At 35.8% G+C, this 21,715-nt stretch carries 23 protein-coding genes, 2 pseudogenes and 2 other annotated features; of the genes and pseudogenes, 19 read left to right on the top strand and 6 right to left on the bottom strand.

Annotated elements, in window-relative coordinates:
• Nucleotides 1-2 precede the first annotated feature (2 nt).
• The 15 genes from mutM to MKX31_RS20765 all read left to right on the top strand — a co-directional run bounded on the left by mutM (nucleotide 3) and on the right by MKX31_RS20765 (nucleotide 14,415).
• Nucleotides 3-833: a DNA-formamidopyrimidine glycosylase gene (gene mutM / locus MKX31_RS20835; RefSeq protein ID WP_001114486.1), complete on the top strand. Its 831-nt coding sequence runs from the start codon at nucleotides 3-5 to the stop codon at nucleotides 831-833.
• Between the two features lie 72 nt (nucleotides 834-905).
• Nucleotides 906-1,538 (top strand): sporulation membrane protein YtaF, encoded by a 633-nt coding sequence (gene ytaF / locus MKX31_RS20830; protein ID WP_000281739.1) that lies wholly within the window; start codon nucleotides 906-908, stop codon nucleotides 1,536-1,538.
• Nucleotides 1,539-1,591: 53 nt separating this feature from the next.
• Nucleotides 1,592-2,194 (top strand): dephospho-CoA kinase, encoded by a 603-nt coding sequence (gene coaE / locus MKX31_RS20825; protein WP_064474613.1) that lies wholly within the window; start codon nucleotides 1,592-1,594, stop codon nucleotides 2,192-2,194.
• A gap of 109 nt (nucleotides 2,195-2,303) precedes the next feature.
• The gene (locus MKX31_RS20820; protein WP_000198978.1) at nucleotides 2,304-3,332 is read left to right on the top strand and encodes a glyceraldehyde-3-phosphate dehydrogenase; all 1,029 of its coding nucleotides are present in this window, start codon (nucleotides 2,304-2,306) and stop codon (nucleotides 3,330-3,332) included.
• 387 nt (nucleotides 3,333-3,719) lie between these two features.
• A complete protein-coding gene (speD, locus tag MKX31_RS20815; RefSeq protein WP_002003660.1) occupies nucleotides 3,720-4,103 on the top strand; it encodes an adenosylmethionine decarboxylase in 384 nt (127 codons plus the stop codon).
• A gap of 285 nt (nucleotides 4,104-4,388) precedes the next feature.
• Nucleotides 4,389-4,850 (top strand): transcriptional regulator NrdR, encoded by a 462-nt coding sequence (gene nrdR, locus MKX31_RS20810; protein ID WP_001203687.1) that lies wholly within the window; start codon nucleotides 4,389-4,391, stop codon nucleotides 4,848-4,850.
• A 152-nt stretch (nucleotides 4,851-5,002) separates the two neighbouring features.
• Entirely contained in the window at nucleotides 5,003-6,409 is a 1,407-nt protein-coding gene (locus MKX31_RS20805) for a replication initiation and membrane attachment family protein (RefSeq protein ID WP_064474615.1), read from the top strand.
• 33 nt (nucleotides 6,410-6,442) lie between these two features.
• Complete coding sequence (gene dnaI / locus MKX31_RS20800) at nucleotides 6,443-7,381, top strand: primosomal protein DnaI (protein ID WP_000400114.1); 939 nt, start codon at nucleotides 6,443-6,445, stop codon at nucleotides 7,379-7,381.
• Between the two features lie 276 nt (nucleotides 7,382-7,657).
• Nucleotides 7,658-8,539 carry a putative sporulation protein YtxC gene (gene ytxC / locus MKX31_RS20795; protein WP_064474616.1) on the top strand — a complete coding sequence of 294 codons (882 nt, stop codon included), beginning with the start codon at nucleotides 7,658-7,660 and terminating at the stop codon, nucleotides 8,537-8,539.
• Between the two features lie 31 nt (nucleotides 8,540-8,570).
• Nucleotides 8,571-8,800: a binding site (T-box leader), on the top strand.
• A gap of 47 nt (nucleotides 8,801-8,847) precedes the next feature.
• On the top strand, nucleotides 8,848-10,785 hold the full coding sequence (thrS, locus tag MKX31_RS20790) for a threonine--tRNA ligase (RefSeq protein ID WP_000786074.1): 1,938 nt from the start codon (nucleotides 8,848-8,850) through the stop codon (nucleotides 10,783-10,785).
• A 210-nt stretch (nucleotides 10,786-10,995) separates the two neighbouring features.
• Nucleotides 10,996-11,116, top strand: a sequence feature (ribosomal protein L20 leader region).
• A gap of 62 nt (nucleotides 11,117-11,178) precedes the next feature.
• Nucleotides 11,179-11,682 carry a translation initiation factor IF-3 gene (gene infC / locus MKX31_RS20785; RefSeq protein WP_000973214.1) on the top strand — a complete coding sequence of 168 codons (504 nt, stop codon included), beginning with the start codon at nucleotides 11,179-11,181 and terminating at the stop codon, nucleotides 11,680-11,682.
• Between the two features lie 21 nt (nucleotides 11,683-11,703).
• Nucleotides 11,704-11,904, top strand: a complete 201-nt coding sequence (gene rpmI / locus MKX31_RS20780; RefSeq protein WP_001125946.1) for a 50S ribosomal protein L35 — start codon at nucleotides 11,704-11,706, stop codon at nucleotides 11,902-11,904.
• Between the two features lie 37 nt (nucleotides 11,905-11,941).
• A complete protein-coding gene (gene rplT / locus MKX31_RS20775; RefSeq protein WP_001138364.1) occupies nucleotides 11,942-12,298 on the top strand; it encodes a 50S ribosomal protein L20 in 357 nt (118 codons plus the stop codon).
• Between the two features lie 470 nt (nucleotides 12,299-12,768).
• Entirely contained in the window at nucleotides 12,769-13,260 is a 492-nt protein-coding gene (locus MKX31_RS20770) for a dUTP diphosphatase (protein WP_000365057.1), read from the top strand.
• A 69-nt stretch (nucleotides 13,261-13,329) separates the two neighbouring features.
• The gene (locus MKX31_RS20765; protein ID WP_064474618.1) at nucleotides 13,330-14,415 is read left to right on the top strand and encodes a M42 family metallopeptidase; all 1,086 of its coding nucleotides are present in this window, start codon (nucleotides 13,330-13,332) and stop codon (nucleotides 14,413-14,415) included.
• Between the two features lie 40 nt (nucleotides 14,416-14,455).
• Here MKX31_RS20765 and MKX31_RS20760 read toward each other — a convergent pair whose 3' ends face one another.
• Complete coding sequence (locus MKX31_RS20760; protein ID WP_000023655.1) at nucleotides 14,456-15,073, bottom strand: TetR/AcrR family transcriptional regulator; 618 nt, start codon at nucleotides 15,071-15,073, stop codon at nucleotides 14,456-14,458.
• Between the two features lie 297 nt (nucleotides 15,074-15,370).
• Between MKX31_RS20760 and MKX31_RS20755 the strand changes: the two genes are divergently transcribed.
• Both MKX31_RS20755 and MKX31_RS20750 read left to right on the top strand, forming a co-directional pair.
• The gene (locus tag MKX31_RS20755) at nucleotides 15,371-16,024 is read left to right on the top strand and encodes an HlyD family secretion protein (RefSeq protein ID WP_001071413.1); all 654 of its coding nucleotides are present in this window, start codon (nucleotides 15,371-15,373) and stop codon (nucleotides 16,022-16,024) included.
• Nucleotides 16,025-16,036: 12 nt separating this feature from the next.
• Complete coding sequence (locus tag MKX31_RS20750; protein ID WP_000094767.1) at nucleotides 16,037-17,836, top strand: DHA2 family efflux MFS transporter permease subunit; 1,800 nt, start codon at nucleotides 16,037-16,039, stop codon at nucleotides 17,834-17,836.
• Nucleotides 17,837-17,856: 20 nt separating this feature from the next.
• On the opposite strand, the gene MKX31_RS20745 is transcribed toward MKX31_RS20750, so the two are convergent.
• Entirely contained in the window at nucleotides 17,857-18,213 is a 357-nt protein-coding gene (locus MKX31_RS20745) for a hypothetical protein (RefSeq protein WP_064474619.1), read from the bottom strand.
• Nucleotides 18,214-18,251: 38 nt separating this feature from the next.
• On the bottom strand, nucleotides 18,252-18,623 hold the full coding sequence (locus tag MKX31_RS20740) for a DNA-binding protein (protein WP_098111473.1): 372 nt from the start codon (nucleotides 18,621-18,623) through the stop codon (nucleotides 18,252-18,254).
• A gap of 132 nt (nucleotides 18,624-18,755) precedes the next feature.
• On the opposite strand from MKX31_RS20740, the pseudogene MKX31_RS20735 reads away from it, so the two are divergent.
• Both MKX31_RS20735 and MKX31_RS20730 read left to right on the top strand, forming a co-directional pair.
• Nucleotides 18,756-19,173, top strand: a pseudogene (locus tag MKX31_RS20735) (sigma-70 family RNA polymerase sigma factor); the annotation flags it as partial.
• Nucleotides 19,153-19,275: pseudogene (locus MKX31_RS20730) on the top strand (DUF4179 domain-containing protein); the annotation flags it as partial. The pseudogenes MKX31_RS20735 and MKX31_RS20730, both read left to right, overlap by 21 nt.
• A 27-nt stretch (nucleotides 19,276-19,302) precedes the next feature.
• Here MKX31_RS20730 and MKX31_RS20725 read toward each other — a convergent pair.
• The 3 genes from MKX31_RS20725 to MKX31_RS20715 all read right to left on the bottom strand — a co-directional run bounded on the left by MKX31_RS20725 (nucleotide 19,303) and on the right by MKX31_RS20715 (nucleotide 21,635).
• Nucleotides 19,303-19,977 (bottom strand): CPBP family intramembrane glutamic endopeptidase, encoded by a 675-nt coding sequence (locus MKX31_RS20725; RefSeq protein WP_064474622.1) that lies wholly within the window; start codon nucleotides 19,975-19,977, stop codon nucleotides 19,303-19,305.
• A gap of 247 nt (nucleotides 19,978-20,224) precedes the next feature.
• A complete protein-coding gene (locus tag MKX31_RS20720) occupies nucleotides 20,225-20,938 on the bottom strand; it encodes a CPBP family intramembrane glutamic endopeptidase (RefSeq protein ID WP_064474623.1) in 714 nt (237 codons plus the stop codon).
• 139 nt (nucleotides 20,939-21,077) lie between these two features.
• Complete coding sequence (locus tag MKX31_RS20715) at nucleotides 21,078-21,635, bottom strand: HD domain-containing protein (protein WP_064474624.1); 558 nt, start codon at nucleotides 21,633-21,635, stop codon at nucleotides 21,078-21,080.
• Between the last annotated feature and the right edge of the window lie 80 nt (nucleotides 21,636-21,715).

Below are 21,715 nucleotides of genomic sequence, written 5' to 3'. Positions count from 1 at the left end.
AAATGCCTGAATTACCAGAGGTTGAAAACGTCAGACGGACACTTGAAAATCTTGTGACAGGAAAAACAATTGAAGATGTTATTGTTACCTATCCAAAAATAGTAAAACGTCCGGATGATGCAGAAATCTTTAAAGAAATGCTAAGAGGCGAAAAGATTGAAAATATAAAGCGAAGAGGAAAGTTTTTGCTTTTATATGTAACGAATTATGTTATTGTTTCACATTTGCGTATGGAAGGTAAGTTTTTACTGCATCAAGAGGACGAGCCAATTGATAAGCATACACACGTCCGTTTCTTATTTACAGATGGAACTGAACTACATTATAAAGATGTGAGGAAGTTTGGTACGATGCATCTCTTTAAGAAAGGTGAAGAATTGAATCAAATGCCTCTTGCTGATTTAGGTCCGGAGCCGTTTGATGCTGAATTGACACCGCAGTATTTACAAGAAAGATTGCAAAAGACCAATCGTAAAATAAAAGTCGTATTATTAGACCAGCGTCTTTTAGTAGGGCTTGGAAATATATATGTAGATGAAGTTTTATTCCGTTCTCAAATTCATCCGGAACGAGAAGCTTCGTCTTTAACAGCAGAAGAAATTGAACGAATTTACGAGGCGACTGTTACAACGTTAGGTGAAGCAGTGAAGCGAGGCGGAAGTACAATTCGAACGTATATGAATTCGCAAGGGCAAATTGGCTCATTCCAAGAACTTCTAAATGTATACGGAAAAAAAGGAGAACCATGTGTGACTTGCGGTACGATATTAGAAAAAACAGTTGTTGGCGGAAGAGGAACGCATTACTGCCCGATTTGTCAGCCGAGAATATAGAAAAGAGATAACATCGGATAGGCATTTGTCATATACATACAGCAGGGCTATGTATAAGGGAGGAGCTTACCGATGTACCTTTATTTATCTCTTATTTTATTAGCTTTTACATTAAGCTTAGATAGCTGTAGTGTAGGGCTAACATATGGTTTAAGAAGCGTAAGAATTCCACTAAGATCAATTATAATTATCGGAATGTGTTCAGCGGCTGTTATGCTTGTTTCAATGGGAATTGGACATATGATCGCGAAAATATTTTCACCTGTTATCGCAACGCGTATCGGTGGGCTTGTTCTTATTGGAATAGGAATTTGGGTATTATACCAATTTTTTCGAAGTGAGAAAAAAGAAGAACCAAAGCAAGAGGAGAAGGTTTGGAAATTAGAAATTGCTTCGCTCGGGCTAGTGATTCAAATTTTACGGAAACCGACTGTTGCAGATTTTGATAAATCAGGCACCATTTCTGCAGGAGAAGCGTTACTTCTTGGTATCGCTCTTTCTATAGATTCGTTCGGTGCTGGAATTGGTGCATCTTTATTAGGGTATGCGCCCGCTATGATGGCAATATTGGTTGCGGTTATGAGTTCTTTGTTTTTATTTATTGGAATGAAACTTGGAACGGTTTTATCGAATATGAAATGGTTACAAAAATTTACATTCCTGCCTGGGGTATTACTCATTATTATTGGAATTTGGAAAATGTAAGTATGGGCGTGGAACATTAGTTTCGCGCCTTTTATATTGTGAGGAGGATTATGATGACAGTAGTAATTGGATTAACGGGAGGCATTGCAAGTGGAAAAAGTACAGTGTCTCAAATGTTTCGTGAACTGAGTATACCAGTTATTGATGCGGATATTATTGCAAGAGAAGTTGTAGAGCGAGGAAAACCAGCATATAACAAAATAGTAGAAGTGTTTGGAACGGAAGTATTACAAGAAGATGGAGAATTGGATCGGGCGAAATTAGGAAGTGTCGTTTTCTATAATGAAGAAAAACGATTGCAGTTAAATAAAATTGTTCATCCTGCAGTGCGTGAGGAAATGAATACACAAAAGGAAAAGTACATAAAGGAAGGTATGCAAGCGGTTGTGTTAGATATACCTCTCTTATTTGAAAGTAAATTAACAAGTCTCGTGGACCGTGTTTTAGTTGTAGCGGTTAAGCCACATACACAATTAAAACGTTTAATGAAACGAAATAATTTTTCAGAAGAAGAAGCAACAGCTCGTATTCAATCTCAAATGCCGTTAGAAGAAAAAGTGAAAAATGCAGATGAAGTGATAAATAATGATGGCACAATTATGGGAACGAAAACACAATTACAGGTGATTTTAAAGAATTGGAACATTATTGACTAAAAAATTGTGAAATTAATGAAAATGCTTAGTGACATATCCCCTTTTTGTGTTATACTATTATTGGGATTGGAGATAAATAGTATAACGCATTCAAGGGGGATAACATATTATGACTCGTGTGGCAATTAATGGATTTGGACGTATTGGGAGAATGGTATTTCGTCAGGCAATAAAAGAAAGCGCATTCGAAATTGTAGCAATCAATGCAAGCTATCCATCTGAAACGTTAGCACATTTAATTAAATATGATACAGTTCACGGCAAGTTTGACGGAACAGTAGAAGCATTTGAAGATCACTTATTAGTTGATGGAAAAATGATTCGCCTTTTAAACAACCGCGATCCAAAGGAATTGCCTTGGACAGATTTAGGTGTTGAAGTTGTAATTGAAGCAACTGGTAAATTTAATTCAAAAGAAAAAGCAATTCTTCATGTTGAAGCTGGAGCGAAAAAAGTTATTTTAACAGCGCCTGGTAAGAATGAAGATGTAACAATTGTAGTTGGTGTGAACGAAGACCAACTAGATATTACAAAACATACTGTTATTTCAAATGCATCTTGCACAACAAACTGTTTAGCGCCTGTTGTTAAGGTGTTAGATGAGCAGTTTGGAATTGAAAACGGTTTAATGACAACTGTTCATGCTTATACAAATGACCAAAAAAATATTGATAACCCACATAAAGATTTAAGAAGAGCACGTGCTTGCGGACAATCGATCATTCCGACAACGACAGGTGCTGCGAAAGCGCTTGCAAAAGTTCTTCCGCACTTAAACGGAAAACTTCATGGTATGGCACTTCGTGTACCAACGCCAAACGTGTCTCTTGTTGACTTAGTAGTAGATGTAAAGCGTGATGTGACAGTTGAAGCTATTAATGAAGCATTCAAAACTGTTGCAAACGGTGCGTTAAAAGGCATTGTAGAATTCAGCGAAGAGCCTTTAGTATCTATTGACTTTAATACAAATACACACTCAGCAATTATTGATGGTTTATCTACAATGGTAATGGGTGATCGTAAAGTGAAAGTACTTGCTTGGTATGATAACGAGTGGGGCTACTCTCGTCGTGTTGTAGATCTTGTAACGTTAGTTGTTGACGAATTAGCGAAACAAAAAAATGTGCAACATATTTAAGTGAATAAGGGAGAGGGCAAGTGGATATTTGCCTTCTTTTTTTATTTTTTTCTGAAAAGGAAAAAAATTATATAAGTATATTTTTGAAAGTGGACATACCACGAAACGTTGTGATTACTGTATTTGTGAATCGTTTATTTTTTTTAGGGAAAAGTAAAGAGGAAAATATGACAGAAAATCGAAAAAACTGTTGTTGCAAAATGAAAATAAACAAAGTATACTAACACTCGTAAACTTAAGAGCTGAGGTACGTAGTCACTACTTAAAGGGTTAGGACCTCTCTGGACTAACTTTCCCCCGTGGTAGTGGAGCAAGCCAAATTGCAAATTAGTTTTCAATTCGAACAGTTAGAATAAATTTACAAGGGGGAACTGTAGAATGGATACTATGGATACGATGGGTCGTCACGTAATCGCTGAACTTTGGGATTGCGATTTCGACAAGCTTAATGACATGCCGTATATTGAACAATTATTTGTGGATGCAGCACTGAGAGCTGGTGCTGAAGTGCGTGAGGTTGCTTTCCATAAATTTGCACCACAAGGTGTAAGTGGAGTAGTAATTATCTCGGAATCACATTTAACAATTCATAGCTTTCCGGAGCACGGTTACGCAAGTATTGATGTTTATACTTGTGGGGATCGTATTGATCCAAATGTTGCTGCAGAATATATTGCAGAAGGTTTAAACGCGAAAACGCGTGAGAGCATCGAGCTTCCTCGAGGCACTGGTAGCTTCGAAATTAAGCAGAGAGAAACAAAAGCTCTTTAAAAAAGAACATAATTGATTTAAAATGTAAAGAGGTGTATAATGCACCTCTTTTTTAGTTTATAAAAAAGGAAAAATATAACGTACTCGTTAGTGAGATAAATTGAGCTCTTACGAATAAGTTAGCACCCCATCTACCATCTTATTTTTGAAAACGAGATGATAAAATAATGTGCTTAAACTTAAAGTGGTAAGAGAGTTAGAATGAGTTATATAATATTGTATATATATTGTCAGATGAAGTAAGTAGAGAAAAAATAAAGAGTATAGTGTAAAGGAGTGAATATATTGCGTTGTCCATCCTGTTCGCATAATGGTACAAGAGTGTTAGATTCGCGTCCGGTAGACGAGGGGCGCTCTATTCGAAGAAGGAGAGAGTGTGAAAGTTGTTTAAGTCGCTTTACGACATTTGAAAGAGTAGAAGAGTCACCTCTTATCGTTGTAAAAAAAGAAGGCACACGAGAAGAGTTTAATAAAGAAAAGATTTTGCGCGGCTTAATTAAAGCGTGCGAAAAAAGACCAGTATCTTTAAGACAATTAGAAGAAGTAACTCAAAGTGTGGAACGTGAACTTCGTAATTTAGGTATATCAGAAGTGAAAAGTGATATGATTGGTGAAATTGTTATGGAAGAACTGCGTGATATTGATGATGTTGCTTACGTGCGTTTTGCTTCTGTATATCGCCAATTTAAAGATTTAAATGTATTTATTGAAGAATTAAAAGATATACTGCAAAAAGAAAGAGAGTAGAAGTTGTATTTTATTCTCTTTACATACCGTAAGTAATGAGATAAGAGAGCTAGAAGCGAAAGCTAATAGCTCTTTTTCGCTAAGAAATTATATAATGAAGATAGAACGAATGAAGTAGAGGATAGATTGGATGAGAGAAAGGAAAAGCAAGAATGGAAAAACAGTCATGGATGGAGCTATTGCCAATTGATCGTTATAAAGTAAGTGCGAAAGGGTTACTGCATAATTACGACCGAAAAGTGTTAACGATGTTGTATCAGCCGTTAATAGGTAGTAGAGCTTTTAGCTTGTACATGACACTATGGGGAGAGTTAGAGCAAGATCGTGTGTTTGGAAAAGAGAATACACACCATTCCCTTATGGTGACCATGCAAATGCAGCTTCCCGAAATATATGAGGAACGAGTAAAGTTAGAAGCAATTGGGCTTTTGAAGGTATATATTAAGAAAGAAAAAGATATTCGAATGTTTATATACGAATTGCAACCACCTTTATCTCCGAAGCAGTTTTTTGATGATATTGTGTTAAGCATCTTTTTATACAATCGATTGAGTCGGACAAAATATAATCAAGTAAAGCAATATTTCTTAGAAGAAGAATTTGATTTTGCTTCTTATGAAAATGTTACGCGTTCTTTCAATGATGTGTTTGGTTCGTTTAATCCAGGACAGCTTGAGCATGCGCAAGAAGATCTTCGTATTCCAAAAACGACAGCTATGCCAAGTAACGAGAAGGGAGACTCTCCAAAAGTTTGGAATGATTTCTTTGATTTCTCCTTATTTGTAGATGGCTTGTCCGCTCTTGTCCCTAAAAAGGCGATTACAGATCAAGTGCGAGAATGTGTCATTACACTTGCTTACGTGTACGATGTAGATGTGTTATCGATGCAAAATATCGTTCTTGGTACGGTGACAGAGATGCAGACAATTGATATCGAAAGGCTTAGAAAAGGAGCACGTGATTGGTATCAGTTCGAAAACGGTCAAGCGTTACCTGTATTAAGTGAAAGAGTACAACCTCACGCTGCACGTATGATGGAAGGAAAAGAGCCTTCTACGCAAGAAGAGATGTTAATCAAACAGCTAGAGGAAATCTCACCAAAACAACTATTAAAAGAAATCTCTGGTGGTGCAGAGGCGACAAAGGCTGACTTGCAGATCGTTGAAGATGTAATGATCAATCAAAAATTAACGCCAGGTGTTGTGAATGTACTTATTTATTACGTTATGCTACGCTCAGATATGAAGCTTGCGAAAACGTATGTGGAGAAAATTGCTGGGCATTGGGCACGTAAAAAGGTCGGTACAGTAGCTGAAGCAATGGCGTTAGCGAAAGAAGAGAATCGTCAATATCAAGAATGGGCTGAGACGAAGAAAAAAGGCCGTACGTCGAAGAAAACGATAAGAAAAGAAATGGTACCAGATTGGCTGAAAGAAGAGCCGAAAGAACAAGAGAAAGAAACAGTGAAGAAAGATGTAAGTAAGAAAAAAGATGCAAGTACGTTAGATGATGAACGAAAACGACTAGAAGAAGTGTTAAAAAAATATAAGCGTGATTAATAGAAGAGAATGAACGCTCTTTGAGGTGAGAAAATGGAGCATATTCAAAATTCATTTGCAAAGTTAATGGAAAATAAAAATTTTAAAAATAGATATGAAGTATTAAAGGCGGAAGTAATGGCACATCCGCGTGTGAAAGAATTTATAGACGAACATCAAGGTGAAGTAACAACTTCTATGATTGAGCGCAGCCTTGTGAAGTTATACGAATATATTGGACAAAGTGTAGGTTGCGCAGATTGTCCGGATCTAGGTTCGTGTAAAAACATGCTGCAAGGATATGAGCCAAAGCTCGTTATCCAAGGGAAGATGATTGATATTCAATACGATCGTTGCGTTAGAAAAGTAGCATATGACGAGAGAAAGAAATATGAAAAACTCGTTCAAAGTGTATATATGCCAACTGACATTTTACAGGCAACGATGGAAAACTTAGATCCTTCAGATTTAGATGCGCGTATTGATGCAATTGGTGCAGCCAATGAATTTTTAAGTACATATGAACCTGGTAAAAAAGTACAAGGTTTATATTTGTACGGTAAATTTGGTGTAGGGAAAACGTATTTGTTAGGAGCAATGGCGAATGAGCTTGCTCAAAAGAAAATAAGTTCGATGCTCGTATACTTCCCTGAATTTTTACGTGAAATTAAAAGTTCGATTCAAGATAATTCGATTGGGGAAAAGATTGATGCGGTGAAACGCGTACAAGTTTTAATGCTAGATGATATCGGAGCAGAAGCGATGTCAAGCTTTGTGCGTGACGATGTGCTTGGTGCAATTTTGCAATTCCGTATGTTAGAAAACTTACCGACGTTCTTTACGTCTAACTTTGATTTCAAGGAATTGGAACATCATTTAACGTATACACAGCGTGGTGAAGCAGAACAAATGAAAGCAGCACGTATTATGGAACGAATTAAATATTTAGCGAAGCCAATTCCGATTGGCGGAAAAAACCGACGTCATAAGTAAAGAGTAAGCTGAAAAGCTTGCTCTTTTTTGTTTTGAACACTTTTCAGACTAGGTGAATTGCAAAACGAAAAACTTCTTATAGAAAATTCATTGTAGCTTGTATCATTTTTTTCTCCCTCCCTTAATATATATAAAATTAGCAAGCCGTATTGAGTGGATTTTCTAACGATAGGAAATGTAATTCTACTAAGAGTGAACTTCCACGGGACGGACTCTTATAGGATTTGTAACGTATAGATACAATCCTTTAGAGCAGGGATAAAAGGGGGGACAAAAGTGATTGAAATTTGCTTCGAAGAAAAAAATGATGCTATGCATGTATATAGACAACTATTGAAAAGAGCGGAACTGTTATATAAGGAAACGAGTGTGTATTTACAGGAACAAAAAGTGGTGATTCACATACCAGTATGTGAATCGAATTATATTGAAAAGATTTTATTGCCAGTAATGGTATATTTCATTGTGAATGTAAAGCAAAATGAGTGGATTTATACAATCTTAAAAGAGAAGTTTTTTTATGAAGAAGAGGAAGAGTGTCATCAAATATTGCATATGGCACAAGAGATTTTAAAGGGAAGAAGAAAAGAGATTGCTCGAGAATTAACACGTCACACATTTGAATCATATATTAAATCTTCTTTAAATAACTGGCTTTGTGATCCGCTTTCGTTCTCGTTTTCATCATATGTTCGTTTTCGCCTTCGTACATATAGGGAAATGGTAGCTAAGCTTGCTGGAGTGTCGATTGATGAGTATAAGTTGGAACAAGAATATCAAATGTTTATTGAGACGCTAAGGCAACAAGTACGTAGCCGAAAATCACGTTTGTCCTGTGTGCATCTTATTTTTGATGAAAGCTTTATTTTCTATGACGATAAAGGTAGACGTTTAAAACAGGAGAAATTGGTCCAATATATAGATGAGGAATTATTAAAGCAAAAGGATGTATATATTGATACGAAAGTAATTGCACCACTTCTTTCTATTTCGCCGAAAAAAATTTATTTATATACGAAAGAACAAGACCATAATATGATTATTACTTTGCGAAATGTATTTCAAGAACGGGTCCAATTACATGGATTACATGAGTTTGAGCGCAATGTGAAAAATTTAAAAAATAAAGGTAACGCCCTTGATTTTCTAAGTTTTTGAGCATATAATTACCTACATAAATGAAATATATTGAAATGTCATGATGAGGACATGAGTAGTTTTCTACGATTTTCAGAGAGGGAAGCCTTAGGGTGTGAGCTTCCTAGTACGGGATTATTACTTACCACCTCTAAACTTTAGCAGTGAACGTTTTTTTCTAGTAATTGCTAACGGACAACACCGTTATGTTGAACTTGAGCAATTAACAATAATGTTAATTGGAACAAGGGTGGAACCACGAATTCAACACTCGTCCCTTTTTACGGGATGAGTGTTTTTTATTTTGAAAAAAAGAGGAGTGACCAGTGATGGCAGATGTAGTTAAAATTACTTTCCCTGATGGAGCTGTGAAGGAGTTTCCAAAAGGCGTAACAACTGAAGAAATCGCAGCTTCTATTAGCCCAGGCTTAAAGAAAAAAGCTGTGGCTGGAAAATTAAACGATGAGATGATCGATCTTGTTACACCAATCGAAGAAGATGGTGCAGTTTCTATTATTACATTAGATTCTGAAGATGGCTTATATATTTTACGCCATTCAACAGCCCACCTATTAGCACAAGCGTTAAAACGTTTATATAAAGATGCTAAGCTTGAGCTTGGTATTGGTCCAGTAATTGAAAATGGCTTCTACTACGATATTGATATGGAAGAAGCAATTACAGTTGAAGACTTCAAGAAAATCGAAAAAGAAATGCAAAAAATCGTGAACGAAAACTTAGAAATCGTTCGTCATGAAGTACCACGTGCAGAAGCACTTCGTCGCTTTGAAGAAATCGGCGATGAGTTAAAATTAGATTTAATTAACGATCTTCCAGAAGATGCAGTTATTTCAATCTATGAACAAGGCGAATTCTTCGACCTTTGCCGTGGTGTTCACCTTCCATCTACAGGGAAAATTAAAGTATTTAAATTATTAAGCGTTGCGGGTGCTTACTGGCGCGGCGATAGCAATAATAAAATGCTACAACGTATTTACGGTACTGCATTCGTTAAGAAAGCAGAATTAGATGAGCACTTACGTATGCTTGAAGAAGCGAAAGAGCGCGATCACCGTAAATTAGGTAAAGAATTAAAACTATTTACTAATAGCCAAAAAGTAGGACAAGGTTTACCACTTTGGTTACCAAAAGGTGCAACTATCCGCCGCATTATCGAGCGTTACATCGTTGATAAAGAAGCAAGCTTAGGCTATGATCACGTATACACTCCAGTACTAGGAAGCAGAGAGCTTTATGAAACTTCTGGTCACTGGAATCACTACCGTGATGGTATGTTCCCATCAATGGAAATGGATAATGAAGAGTTAGTACTTCGTCCGATGAACTGCCCTCACCACATGATGGTTTATAAAAATGATATTCACAGCTACCGTGAATTACCAATCCGTATTGCGGAACTTGGAACAATGCACCGCTATGAAATGTCTGGAGCATTATCTGGATTACAACGTGTACGTGGAATGACTTTAAATGATGCGCACATTTTCGTTCGCCCAGATCAAATTAAAGAAGAGTTAAAACGTGTTGTAAACTTAACTCTAGAAGTGTACAAAGATTTCGGTTTAGAGAACTATTCATTCCGTCTATCTTATCGTGACCCAGCTGATACTAAAAAGTACTATGCTGATGATGAGATGTGGGAAAAAGCACAAGGTATGTTAAAAGAAGCTATGGATGAAATGGGTCTTGATTACTATGAAGCTGAAGGTGAAGCGGCATTCTACGGTCCAAAACTTGACGTTCAAGTTCGTACTGCTCTTGGAAAAGACGAAACACTTTCAACTGTACAATTAGACTTCTTACTTCCAGAACGCTTTGAATTATCTTACGTTGGTGAAGACGGTAAACAACATCGTCCAGTTGTAATTCACCGTGGTGTTGTATCAACTATGGAACGTTTCGTAGCCTTCTTAATTGAAGAATACAAAGGTGCATTCCCAACTTGGTTAGCTCCAGTTCAAGCGCAAGTAATTCCAGTTTCTCCGCAAGTACATTTAGACTATGCGAAGAAAGTACAAGATGAATTACGTCGTGCTGGTATCCGTGTTGAATTAGATACTCGTGAAGAGAAAATTGGTTACAAAATCCGTGAAGCACAAATGCAAAAAATCCCGTACATGCTTGTAGTAGGTGACAATGAAGTAACTGAAAACGGCGTAAACGTACGTAAATACGGTGAACAAAAATCAGAAACAATTGCATTAGATGCTTTTGTTGATATGATTAAAGTAGAAGGAAAACGATAAGACAGAGCCGCGGTATACCGCGGCTTTCGTATGTATTATAAAAAAGAAAAACTAGAAAAAATAACCAAACTATACTTATCATAAAAAAGTATTGCAAGTATGTTAGTTGTTTGTTACAATATTTCTTGTTGTTAGTAAAAAACATTGCGTCTTCTTGACAGACGTCATGTCCTATGATAAACTCATCAAGGATAATAGAATATTGTTTTGTGGAACAAGTAGAAGCACCCGCTTCTCACCTGATGGACGCATTCGCAGTTTACAGGTAAATGTATTTCTTACTTAAGAATTTACAAGTGTGGGTGTCGTATGCCCGCACTTTTTTTGTCGGGTTCTATGACTACAAAAGATGTTCTGAAAAAACCTTGGAGGTGGCTTACTATTAGCAAGGATATGATGATTAACGAGCAAATTCGTGCACGTGAAGTACGTTTAGTTGGTGCAAATGGCGATCAACTTGGAATCAAGTCTCGTAATGACGCTTTAGACTTAGCTGCAAATCTTAATCTTGATTTAGTATTAGTTGCTCCAAATGCGAAACCGCCAGTATGCCGCATTATGGACTACGGTAAATTCCGCTTTGAGCAACAGAAGAAAGAAAAAGAACAGCGCAAAAATCAAAAAGTAATTAGCATGAAAGAAGTTCGTTTAAGTCCAACAATTGATGAACATGACTTTAACACAAAACTTCGTAATGCTATCAAGTTTTTAGAGAAAGGCGACAAGGTTAAAGCGTCAATTCGCTTTAAAGGACGTGCCATTACTCATAAAGAAATCGGTCAACGTGTTTTAGATCGCTTCTCAGAAGCTTGTGCTGAAGTTAGTACAATTGAATCTAAGCCTAAAATGGAAGGACGTAGTATGTTCTTAGTTTTAGCACCGAAAAACGATAAGTAATAGATAGAGGAGGAAATACCTATGCCTAAACAAAAAACTCATCGCGGCTCTGCAAAGCGTTTCAAAAAGACTGGATCAGGTAAACTGAAACGTTCTCACGCTTACACAAGCCATTTATTCGCTAACAAATCTACAAAAGCTAAACGTAAACTACGTAAAGCTGGTGTAGTAAGCGCTGGTGACTTCAAACGCATTCGTCAAATGCTTGACAACTTAAAATAAGTTCGGCTGATATATAGAACAATTAGGAGGTAATATTATGCCAAGAGTAAAAGGTGGTACAGTTACTCGTCAACGTCGTAAAAAAGTTATAAAATTAGCAAAAGGTTACTACGGTTCTAAGAGTACATTATTCAAGGTTGCTAACCAACAGGTTATGAAATCTCTAATGTATGCATTCCGTGACCGTCGTCAAAAGAAACGTGACTTCCGTAAATTATGGATTACACGTATCAACGCAGCAGCTCGTATGAATGGTCTTTCTTACAGCCGCTTAATGCACGGTCTTAAAAATGCTGGCATCGAAGTTAACCGCAAGATGCTTGCTGACTTAGCTGTTCATGACGAAAAAGCTTTCGCTGAATTAGCAACAGTTGCAAAAAACAACATTAACTAATTAATTAGTTGAAACCTTAGAAGATTTTTCTTCTAAGGTTTTTTTATTTGTATGCAAAGAGAAGTATGTCGTTATCGATATGACAAAATCAATATAAAAGCTATAGCGATATAGAAGAATATATATATGAAGCTAGGAGAATTCTCCTGGCTTTTTTCAATTATCCCCCTTTGGAAAGAAGAGTATCTTTCCTACCTGAAACGACACTGCTATAATGGAAAGATGATATGGAACTTTCATCAGATAAAATAAATTTTTTATCAGTGGACAATCCCCGGATAATGATTAACTATCACCAATCGGAGTGAACAATCTAATAGTGATGATTGAAACGTATTTGTAAATTAAGGACAAGCTATTTTGTAAAGAGGTAAATGGCTGACTTATTAATAAGAAACGAAAAATAATAATGAACTTTGAGATGAAACAACATTGTTGCGTAAAATGCGATGTTGGAGGAGGACAATAGAATGGACTTACTACAACTATTTAAATTACAAAAAGAATTAGATGACCGTATTGTGAAAGAGCATGATTTACAACCGAAAAAGTTGTTAAAAGAAAAAATGTTAGCTCTTCTTGTAGAAATTGGAGAACTTGCAAATGAAACACGTTGTTTTAAATATTGGAGCAACAAACCAGCATCAGAACGTGAAGTAATATTAGAAGAATACGTAGATGGATTGCATTTTATCTTATCAATCGGAATTGATTTAGGTATTGATAAAAACTTCCTATTCTATAAATGTGCACAAACGAATAAAACACAAGTAGAAATTTTCTTAGACACATATGCGAAAGTAATTCGTTTTACAGATCAACCATCTATTACGAACTATATTGAATTATTTACAAGCTATCTTCGACTTGGACAAGCGCTAGAGTTTGAGCAAGAAGAGATTGAAAAGGCATATTTAGATAAAAATGAAGTAAATCATCAGCGTCAAACACAAGGATACTGATTTAATTTTTGAATATTTCAATTTCCTTTTGTATAATGAAGTGACTGAAGAAAAAGGAGGGTGTTGGCAATGACAAAATTAGACGCGACATTGACAATGCTAAAAGAATTAACAGATGCTCGTGGTATTGCGGGTAACGAGCGTGAACCACGCGAAGTAATGAAGAAATATATTGAGCCGTTTGCGGACGAACTTTCTACTGATAATTTAGGAAGCTTAGTTGCGAAAAAAGTAGGGGAAGAAAACGGCCCGAAAATTATGGTTGCAGGTCATTTAGATGAAGTCGGCTTTATGATTACGCAAATTGATGACAAAGGTTTCCTTCGTTTCCAAACAGTTGGTGGCTGGTGGTCACAAGTTATGCTTGCGCAGCGCGTGACAATTGTAACACGTAAAGGAGATGTAACAGGTGTAATTGGTTCAAAACCACCGCACATCTTATCTCCAGAAGCGCGTAAAAAACCAGTTGAAATTAAAGACATGTTCATCGATATTGGTGCTTCTAGCCAAGAGGAGGCAATGGAGTGGGGCGTACGACCAGGAGATCAAGTTGTACCTTACTTTGAATTCCAAGTGATGAAAAATGAAAAAATGTTACTTGCAAAAGCATGGGATAACCGAATTGGTTGTGCAATTGCAATTGACGTATTAAAACAATTAAAAGATGAAAAGCATCCAAACGTTGTATACGGCGTAGGGACTGTACAAGAAGAAGTTGGTCTTCGTGGTGCGAAAACATCTGCGAACTATATTAAACCAGATATCGCATTCGCAGTAGATGTTGGTATCGCTGGTGACACACCAGGTGTAACGGCAAAAGAAGCGCAAAGTAAAATGGGTGATGGACCACAGATCATTTTATATGATGCTTCTGTTATTGGACATACAGGTTTACGTGACTTTGTAGTTGATGTTGCTGACGAATTACAAATCCCGTATCAATATGATTCAGTAGCGGGCGGTGGAACGGATGCAGGTGCCATTCATATTGCTGTAAATGGTATTCCGTCTATGGCAATTACGATTGCAACGCGCTACATTCATTCTCATGCGGCAATGTTACACCGTGATGACTATGAAAATGCAGTGAAGTTAATTGTAGAAGTTATTAAACGTCTTGATAAAGAGGCTGTACATAACATTACATTTAATTAATAGAAAAAGCGAAGGAGGTTCTCCTTCGCTTTTTTATGTTTTAAAAAGGTCGTTCTAATCCTGCAGCAGTATGAGCTCCTAAAATAATTAAACGAGTTAATTGCATGGCCATAAAATGCGGGGTATAAATCATCCCTCTTTTTAACCATGACATAATCATCCCGATATGAGCTCCTGTCACATAACTAATTAAAATATCACGAGGAACCATAAGATCTTTATCATCTGGCTGTGAAATAGACAAGCTTAATGTTAAATGTGTTTGTATTGTTTTCATCATTTTATAAGAGTAGTTTCCAGCGGCTTTATCACCAAGCATAACGTTATAGAAGTTCACATTTTCTGCGATATGTTCGAACAAAGCCAAAAATGTCGGATGTGGTGAATCAAATGTAAGTTGAAACTCTTCTTTATTTCTATTTTTCGGCTTAATAACTTCTGTTAATTTCTCTAACATTTCTTCGATGCTTTTGTCTAATAGGTCATATTTATCATGGTAATGGCTATAAAACGTAGCACGATTTACGGGAGCACGTTCTGCAATATGTTGAACAGTTACATCATCAAATCCTTTTTCGCCTACTAAAGCGACAAAAGCATCCTGTATGAGTTGTCTCGTCCGCTTTACACGTGGATCATTTGTATTTTTAATAGACATTTTTACTTCCCCTCGTTTAATTTTTTATACTTAAACAACATATAGGTATTATATTGTTGTTTAAGCGACATTTCATACGTAAATTGTCGGTTGTAGATTCAAAATAATTATTTATAATTATAAACGATAGTCCTTCAGAAATCAGCACCGCTCGCAGGTAGATAAATTTCGATTTACACCGCAGATGGTGTGATTTTTTTGTTTAAAAGTTAATATAATTAACAATTAAACAGTCTAAACAATAAGGACGTAAATAGTTTAGAAAAAAATTATATGCGATATAAGGAGAGGAATGCAATGAATCAGTTTCGAAGAATGGTGATTATTAACATTATCACATTAATTGTACTAGTTGGCGGCGGTATTGGCGGTTATTACTATTACAATCAAGCGGAAAATTATTTAAAAACAGAAAATGCAAAAATTGATGGAAAAGTAATTCCAATTGCATCACCAGTAGCAGGTAAATTAACTGACTGGAAAGCTGAAGTAGGAAAGAACTACAACGAGAATGACAAATTAGGTGCTGTTACTGTAGCGGCAGCAAATGGAGAACAAACAGTAGACGTAACAATTCCGCAAAATGCAACAGTTGTACAATCAAACGCGACGACAAATGCTTTCGTTGGAGCAGGTAGCCCAATTGCTTACGCATTTGATATGAACAATTTATGGGTAACAGCAAACATTGAAGAAACAGATGTTGACGATGTACAAAAAGGTCAAGATGTAGATGTGTATGTAGATGCATACCCAGATACAACGTTATCAGGAAAAGTAGAGCAAGTTGGATTAACAACAGCGAATACATTCTCTATGTTACCATCAAGCAACGCAACAGCGAACTATACGAAAGTAACACAGGTAGTACCAGTTAAAATTTCTTTAGATCATAGTAAATCAGTAAATATTGTTCCTGGAATGAATGTGTCAGTTCGTATTCATAAGTAAGGGGGAGATGAGATGTCCTCAATTGCAATTGCAGGATATGCACTATTTTGTATAATCGTCTTCTTCCTTGTAAATCGTCTTTTACGAAAGAAAAAAACGAATGTGGGAGAAGAACAAGTCCCAGCCGTAAATAAAATAGAAGTAAGTAAGGTAGAAACAGAAGAGAAAGAAATTGAACGAAAGCAAGAAGCAGAAATTTCTAATGTAGTTGAGTTAGAAACAGGAAAGCAAGAAGAAGTAAAACAAGAAAAAGAAGTGCCAAAAAAACAAATGTCTACGCCTGTAGAAAATGTGAACGTAAAAGCAGTTGTAGCTGTATTAATTCTCGGCATGTTCGTTTCTATTTTAAACCAAACAATTATTAATGTTGCATTGCCTCCATTAATGAATGAATTTAACGTATCAACTTCAACAGCACAATGGTTAATTACAGGTTTCATGCTTGTAAATGGTATTTTAGTACCGATTAGTGCCTTTTTAGTTTCACGATTTACGTATCGTAAATTATTCGTAGCGGCAATGTTATTCTTCACGGTAGGATCTATCATTTGTGCTATTTCAGGAAACTTTACAATGATGATGACGGGCCGCGTTATTCAGGCGGTGGGTGCAGGTATTTTAATGCCGGTTGGTATGAATATTTTCATGACATTATTCCCGCCTCATAAGCGCGGAGCAGCGATGGGATTACTAGGTGTAGCGATGATTTTAGCACCAGCTATTGGACCAACTGTAACAGGTTGGGTGATTGAAAACTATAGCTGGAACTTAATGTTCTACGGAATGTTTGTAATTGGTTTAATTATTACGTTCCTATCTTTAAAATTCTTTACACTAGCTCAGCCGGTATCTAAAACGAAGTTAGATGTATTCGGTGTTGTTAGTTCAAGTATTGGACTAGGTAGCTTATTGTATGGATTTAGTGAAGCAGGAAATAATAGCTGGACTAGTGCAGAGGTTGTTATTTCACTTATCATTGGTGTAGTAGGTATTGCGGTATTTATTTGGAGAGAGCTAACAACGGACAATAAAATGCTTGATTTACAAGTGTTTAAATACCCAGTATTTACTTTTACTTTAGTAATTAATGCAATTGTTACGATGGCATTATTCGGAGGTATGTTATTGCTTCCAGTATATCTGCAAAACATTCGCGGTTTCACACCGATAGAATCAGGTTTATTACTACTTCCAGGATCATTAATTATGGGGATCATGGGACCTATTGCAGGTAAACTATTTGATAAGTATGGTATTCGTCCGTTAGCAATTGTCGGTTTAGCCATTACAACGTTTGCGACATATGAATTCACAACGTTATCGATGGATACACCGTATAGCGTTATTATGACGGATTATATTATACGTTCAATTGGTATGTCATTCATTATGATGCCAATTATGACAGCAGGTATGAACGCACTGCCGATGAAATTAATTTCTCACGGTACAGCAACGCAAAATACGTCAAGACAAGTAGCTGGTTCAATTGGAACAGCGATATTAATTACACTTATGACGCAGCAAACGACTGCTCACGTAGCAGATTACGGCAACATGTTAACAACGTCAAACCCAATTTTAGTTGATAAAGTACACGGTATGGGCCAAAGTTTAGCAGCGATTGCCGGATCAGCGCAAGCAGGAGATGCGATGAGCACGCAACTATTATTTGGACAAATTTCAAAGCTATCTGCAATTAACGGTATTAACGATGCCTTCTTAATTGCGACAATATTAGCTGGTATTGCTTGGGTGTTATCGTTCTTCTTACCGTCAGGCAATAAACCAAATAGAAAAGCAGGGAATTAATTTCCCTGCTTTTTGTCTTGTTAAAGAGTGAGATATAAAAAATGATAACCAGTTACGGAGCACAGCCCTGTTATAAACAAAATTGTCCCCATAGCACGAATACTTGATATTTGTCTTCCACTTATAATAGCTAATAGTCCAGCTAAAGAGAAGAAACACCAATATAAAGTTCCCGAAATTGGAACCATCCCCTCTAAATCTATTCCAGAACCTATACAAATGATAGGAACAACGATAAGTAATATGCTAATTAAACCTGCGATAAGAGTAAGTAATTTACGGTGTTTCATGCCAGCAATAATTAAAAAAATGCCGACGATGAGCTCGCATAACATCAAAGTAAGAGCTAAAATCATCCAAGTTAATATTCCGAACACTCCTGTATTACCTCCGATTTATGGGTTTCTAAAAAATATTATATATAGAATGAATCACCTACAGACACGAGTACCCAGAAAATAACCCCTAATATTCCAGCGGTAAAAATAATGAATCCCATATTACGTATACTTTTAATTTTGGCTTGGACTCCACTTCCCCCTGCTAATAATCCAGTTAAAGAAAATAGTATCCAATATAAAGTAGTTGAAATAGGGAGGATTGCATTGCTATCCACTCCCATGCCAAAAAAAACAAAAGGTAGTGTGACAAAGGAGAAGCTAAGTAGCCCCATTAAACCAACAAATAATTTACGATGTTTCATGCTAGTAACAATTAAAAAAATACCACCAAAAAATCCGCATAAAACAAGAAGTGGCATATAAACAACCCAAAGTAAGCTCAACATATATAGTCTCCTTCTATGTAATCAGTTATATTTTACTACATGAGGTTTATTTTGGATATTATTAATGAATATGTATAAATTGATAGAAATGAGAAGTGATGATACGAATTAATAGATATAGAGAACGTTGCAATGCAGCTAAGGAAAAGGAATGAAAAAGCATTATACTTTATTATCGACCAGTACGGTGGACTTATAAAAAGTATTATTCAGAAGCATTTAGCTTCGTTTCAAGATGTACAAGAGGAATGTATGGATGATGTGTTATTGGCAATTTGGAATCATATTGAAAAGTATGATGAGGAGAAAAATACTTTAAAAAACTGGATTGCAGCTATTACAAAATATAAATCTATCGATTATGCGAGGAAATATGCGAAAACAGTAAATGAAAAAGGGTTAGATCAAAATAGTTGAAATAGCGATGCATACCGATACGACTAAAAATGAAATTAGTAATGATATGCAACATATATTAGATCATTTAAAGAAGAATGATAAAGAAATCTTTATGAAGCATTACGTGGAAGAAGATAGTGTAAAGAAAATTGTTCTGACGCCTGTCCTAACTTCTGGTGAAGAGGGAGAAAAGAAAACGAATTATCGAAAAGTGTTAACGGAAGAAGAGTTTGAAGTTGTGATAAAAGAGTGAAAAGAGGTATCGCGATGATACCTCTTTTTATCCTAAAAAGGCTAACATATTATTCATAATATGAAGTAATATAGCTGGAATAATGGATTTTGTTTTTTTACATAAAATGGCCATAAATAGACCCATGATGAACATACTAAACATCACACCAGCTGAGTATATATGACCTATTGCGAAGAGGAAGCTAGACCCAAACGCTGCAATCCAAAATGGGAAGCGCTGTTGTAGGAAGTGAAGAATAATACCGCGGACTATAAGTTCTTCAAAAATAGGTACAAGTATAGCGCCACCTATTAGCAATAATAGTTTGTATTGTTTTAACATTTCTAGGTCTAAAGCGGATGACTGCTCTTTTACCGCATTAGGAAAAATATTATTAATTATAAATATATCATTAACGATATGTAGTCCATAAAAAAGAATGATATAGATGTATGTGCTTACTTTTTTTAATGCTGTAAAGTTTAGTGTCGGGACAATTAAATTTCTTAATGGCTTATATGCATAAATTAAAATTAATAAAATGCACAATACAAATAAATGCCTCCCAAAAGTAGTAAGTGATTTTGTTAAAGCAATTTGTTTTGGATCGGTTAAACCTTCTGTATAAATAACGGTAGGAAGGCCTATAAAGAGATCGGCTAGAAATCCTGTTCCCCAAATCGCAAAAACGAGTGAAAATAGAAATTGTGAGAGTGACATAGGGTGTTTTTGTGGGTAAGTTAGTTGCGTGGCTTGTATAATAGTGAATCACCTATCCTTGCTTATTTTATAGTTATATATAAAGGTTATAGAATATTTATACAAAAAAGTCATCAGTGTAGTAAAAATGATATTTTGAAGCTAATATTTACAGACAGTAATGATTTTACATTGATGTTCTGTGCACACGGAAGAGTTTGAAGTTGTGATAAAAGAGTAAAAAGAGGTATCGTGATGATACCTCTTTTTAGCTCAAAAATGCCAACATATTATTCATAATATGAAATAACATAGCTGGAATAATGGATTTTGTTTTTTTACATAAAATAGCCATTAATAATCCCATGAAGAAAGTAATTACCATGACTCCAAGTGAGTATGTATGAGCGATACCGAAGAAGAAACTTGTTATGATGGCTGCAATCCAAAATGGAAATCGCTCAGAGAAGAAGCGAAGCATAAAGCCACGGAAAATAAGTTCTTCAAAAATTGGTGTGAGTATTGCGAAGCCGAGAAGTAATAATATTTGATACTGCTTAAAAACGTCTAAGTTAAGTGCGGAAGATTGCTGCTTTGTTGCGTCTTGGAACATATAATTTAACAAGATGTAATTGATTAAAATGTTTATAGCGAAGAAAAGAAGTAAGTATACGTATGTACGCCATTCTTTAAGTACTTTAAAGTTAAAAGATTGTAGTAGTAATTTTTTTGCGGGTTCGAATTTGAAAATGAAGAATAACAACACGGCTAGTTGTAATACGATACTTGCAGTGTTTACGATAGATTCATACAGGGCAATTTGTTTTTTATCTGTAAGACCTGCTGTATAAATTGTTAAGGGCATTGCTAGGAACACAGTAATAAGTCCGGTTCCGAAAAAAGCGAATAAAACGGAGCTAATAAATTGTCCCCATGACATAGAATATTTCTGTTCATTAGAAAGTTGTGTAGCGGGTTGCATTTATAAAATCACCTCTTTATATTTGTATATTTAATTATAAAGTATTTTGTTTTTGAGTGTAATATCCAAATATTACATATAAAGGTGTATTTTTCGTAAAATAATAAAAGAGGTATCACCCTATAGTGATTCCTCTTTCTCATTGATAACTATGTTCTGCTTTATTGTTCGATTTCGATTGCTCTATTTGTAATTCACGCTCTACCAATCGATCTAACTGCTGAATTGCTTTAAGTGCTTTTTCATAAGAAATTGTTCTATAATGGTGCGCTCCGCCCGGTTCTTCATCTGCTTCGTCTGCCCATTTAATAATGTTTTGAAGAGATGTTCTTTCAATTTCTTGCTGTACTAAGAAAGAATCTGTATGAAGAAGAATCGCGATAGAAATTTCTTTTGCTAGTTTCGGATGTTCTCCTAATCTAATAAGCAATTTATGAGCTCTTTCTGCACCTTTAATCGCATGTATATCATTCTTTTTATACAAGTCATAATCCCATGCTCCCTCACTGTACCATGTGTGATGTCCGATATCATGAAGGAAACCAGCTTTTGTTGCAGCATCGACTGAGGCATGATGCTTTTTCGCTAAGTGAAACGCATGGTAAGCGACAGCGATCGCGTGGACCATTCCAGAACGGTTTACATATTTTTGTGTAATGTGATGTTTAAAAACTTGTTCAAGCGTAATACGTTGCATAAAACATTCACTCCTTTTATCTAATGATGTATATGAAGAAAAATCGATCGGTTTAAATGTATTTTGAACATTGTACTCCA

Source organism: Bacillus sp. FSL M8-0063, from assembly GCF_038005545.1.
GTDB classification, from domain to species: Bacteria; Bacillota; Bacilli; order Bacillales; family Bacillaceae_G; genus Bacillus_A; species Bacillus_A wiedmannii.
This window is presented reverse-complemented; position numbering and strand designations above follow the sequence as displayed.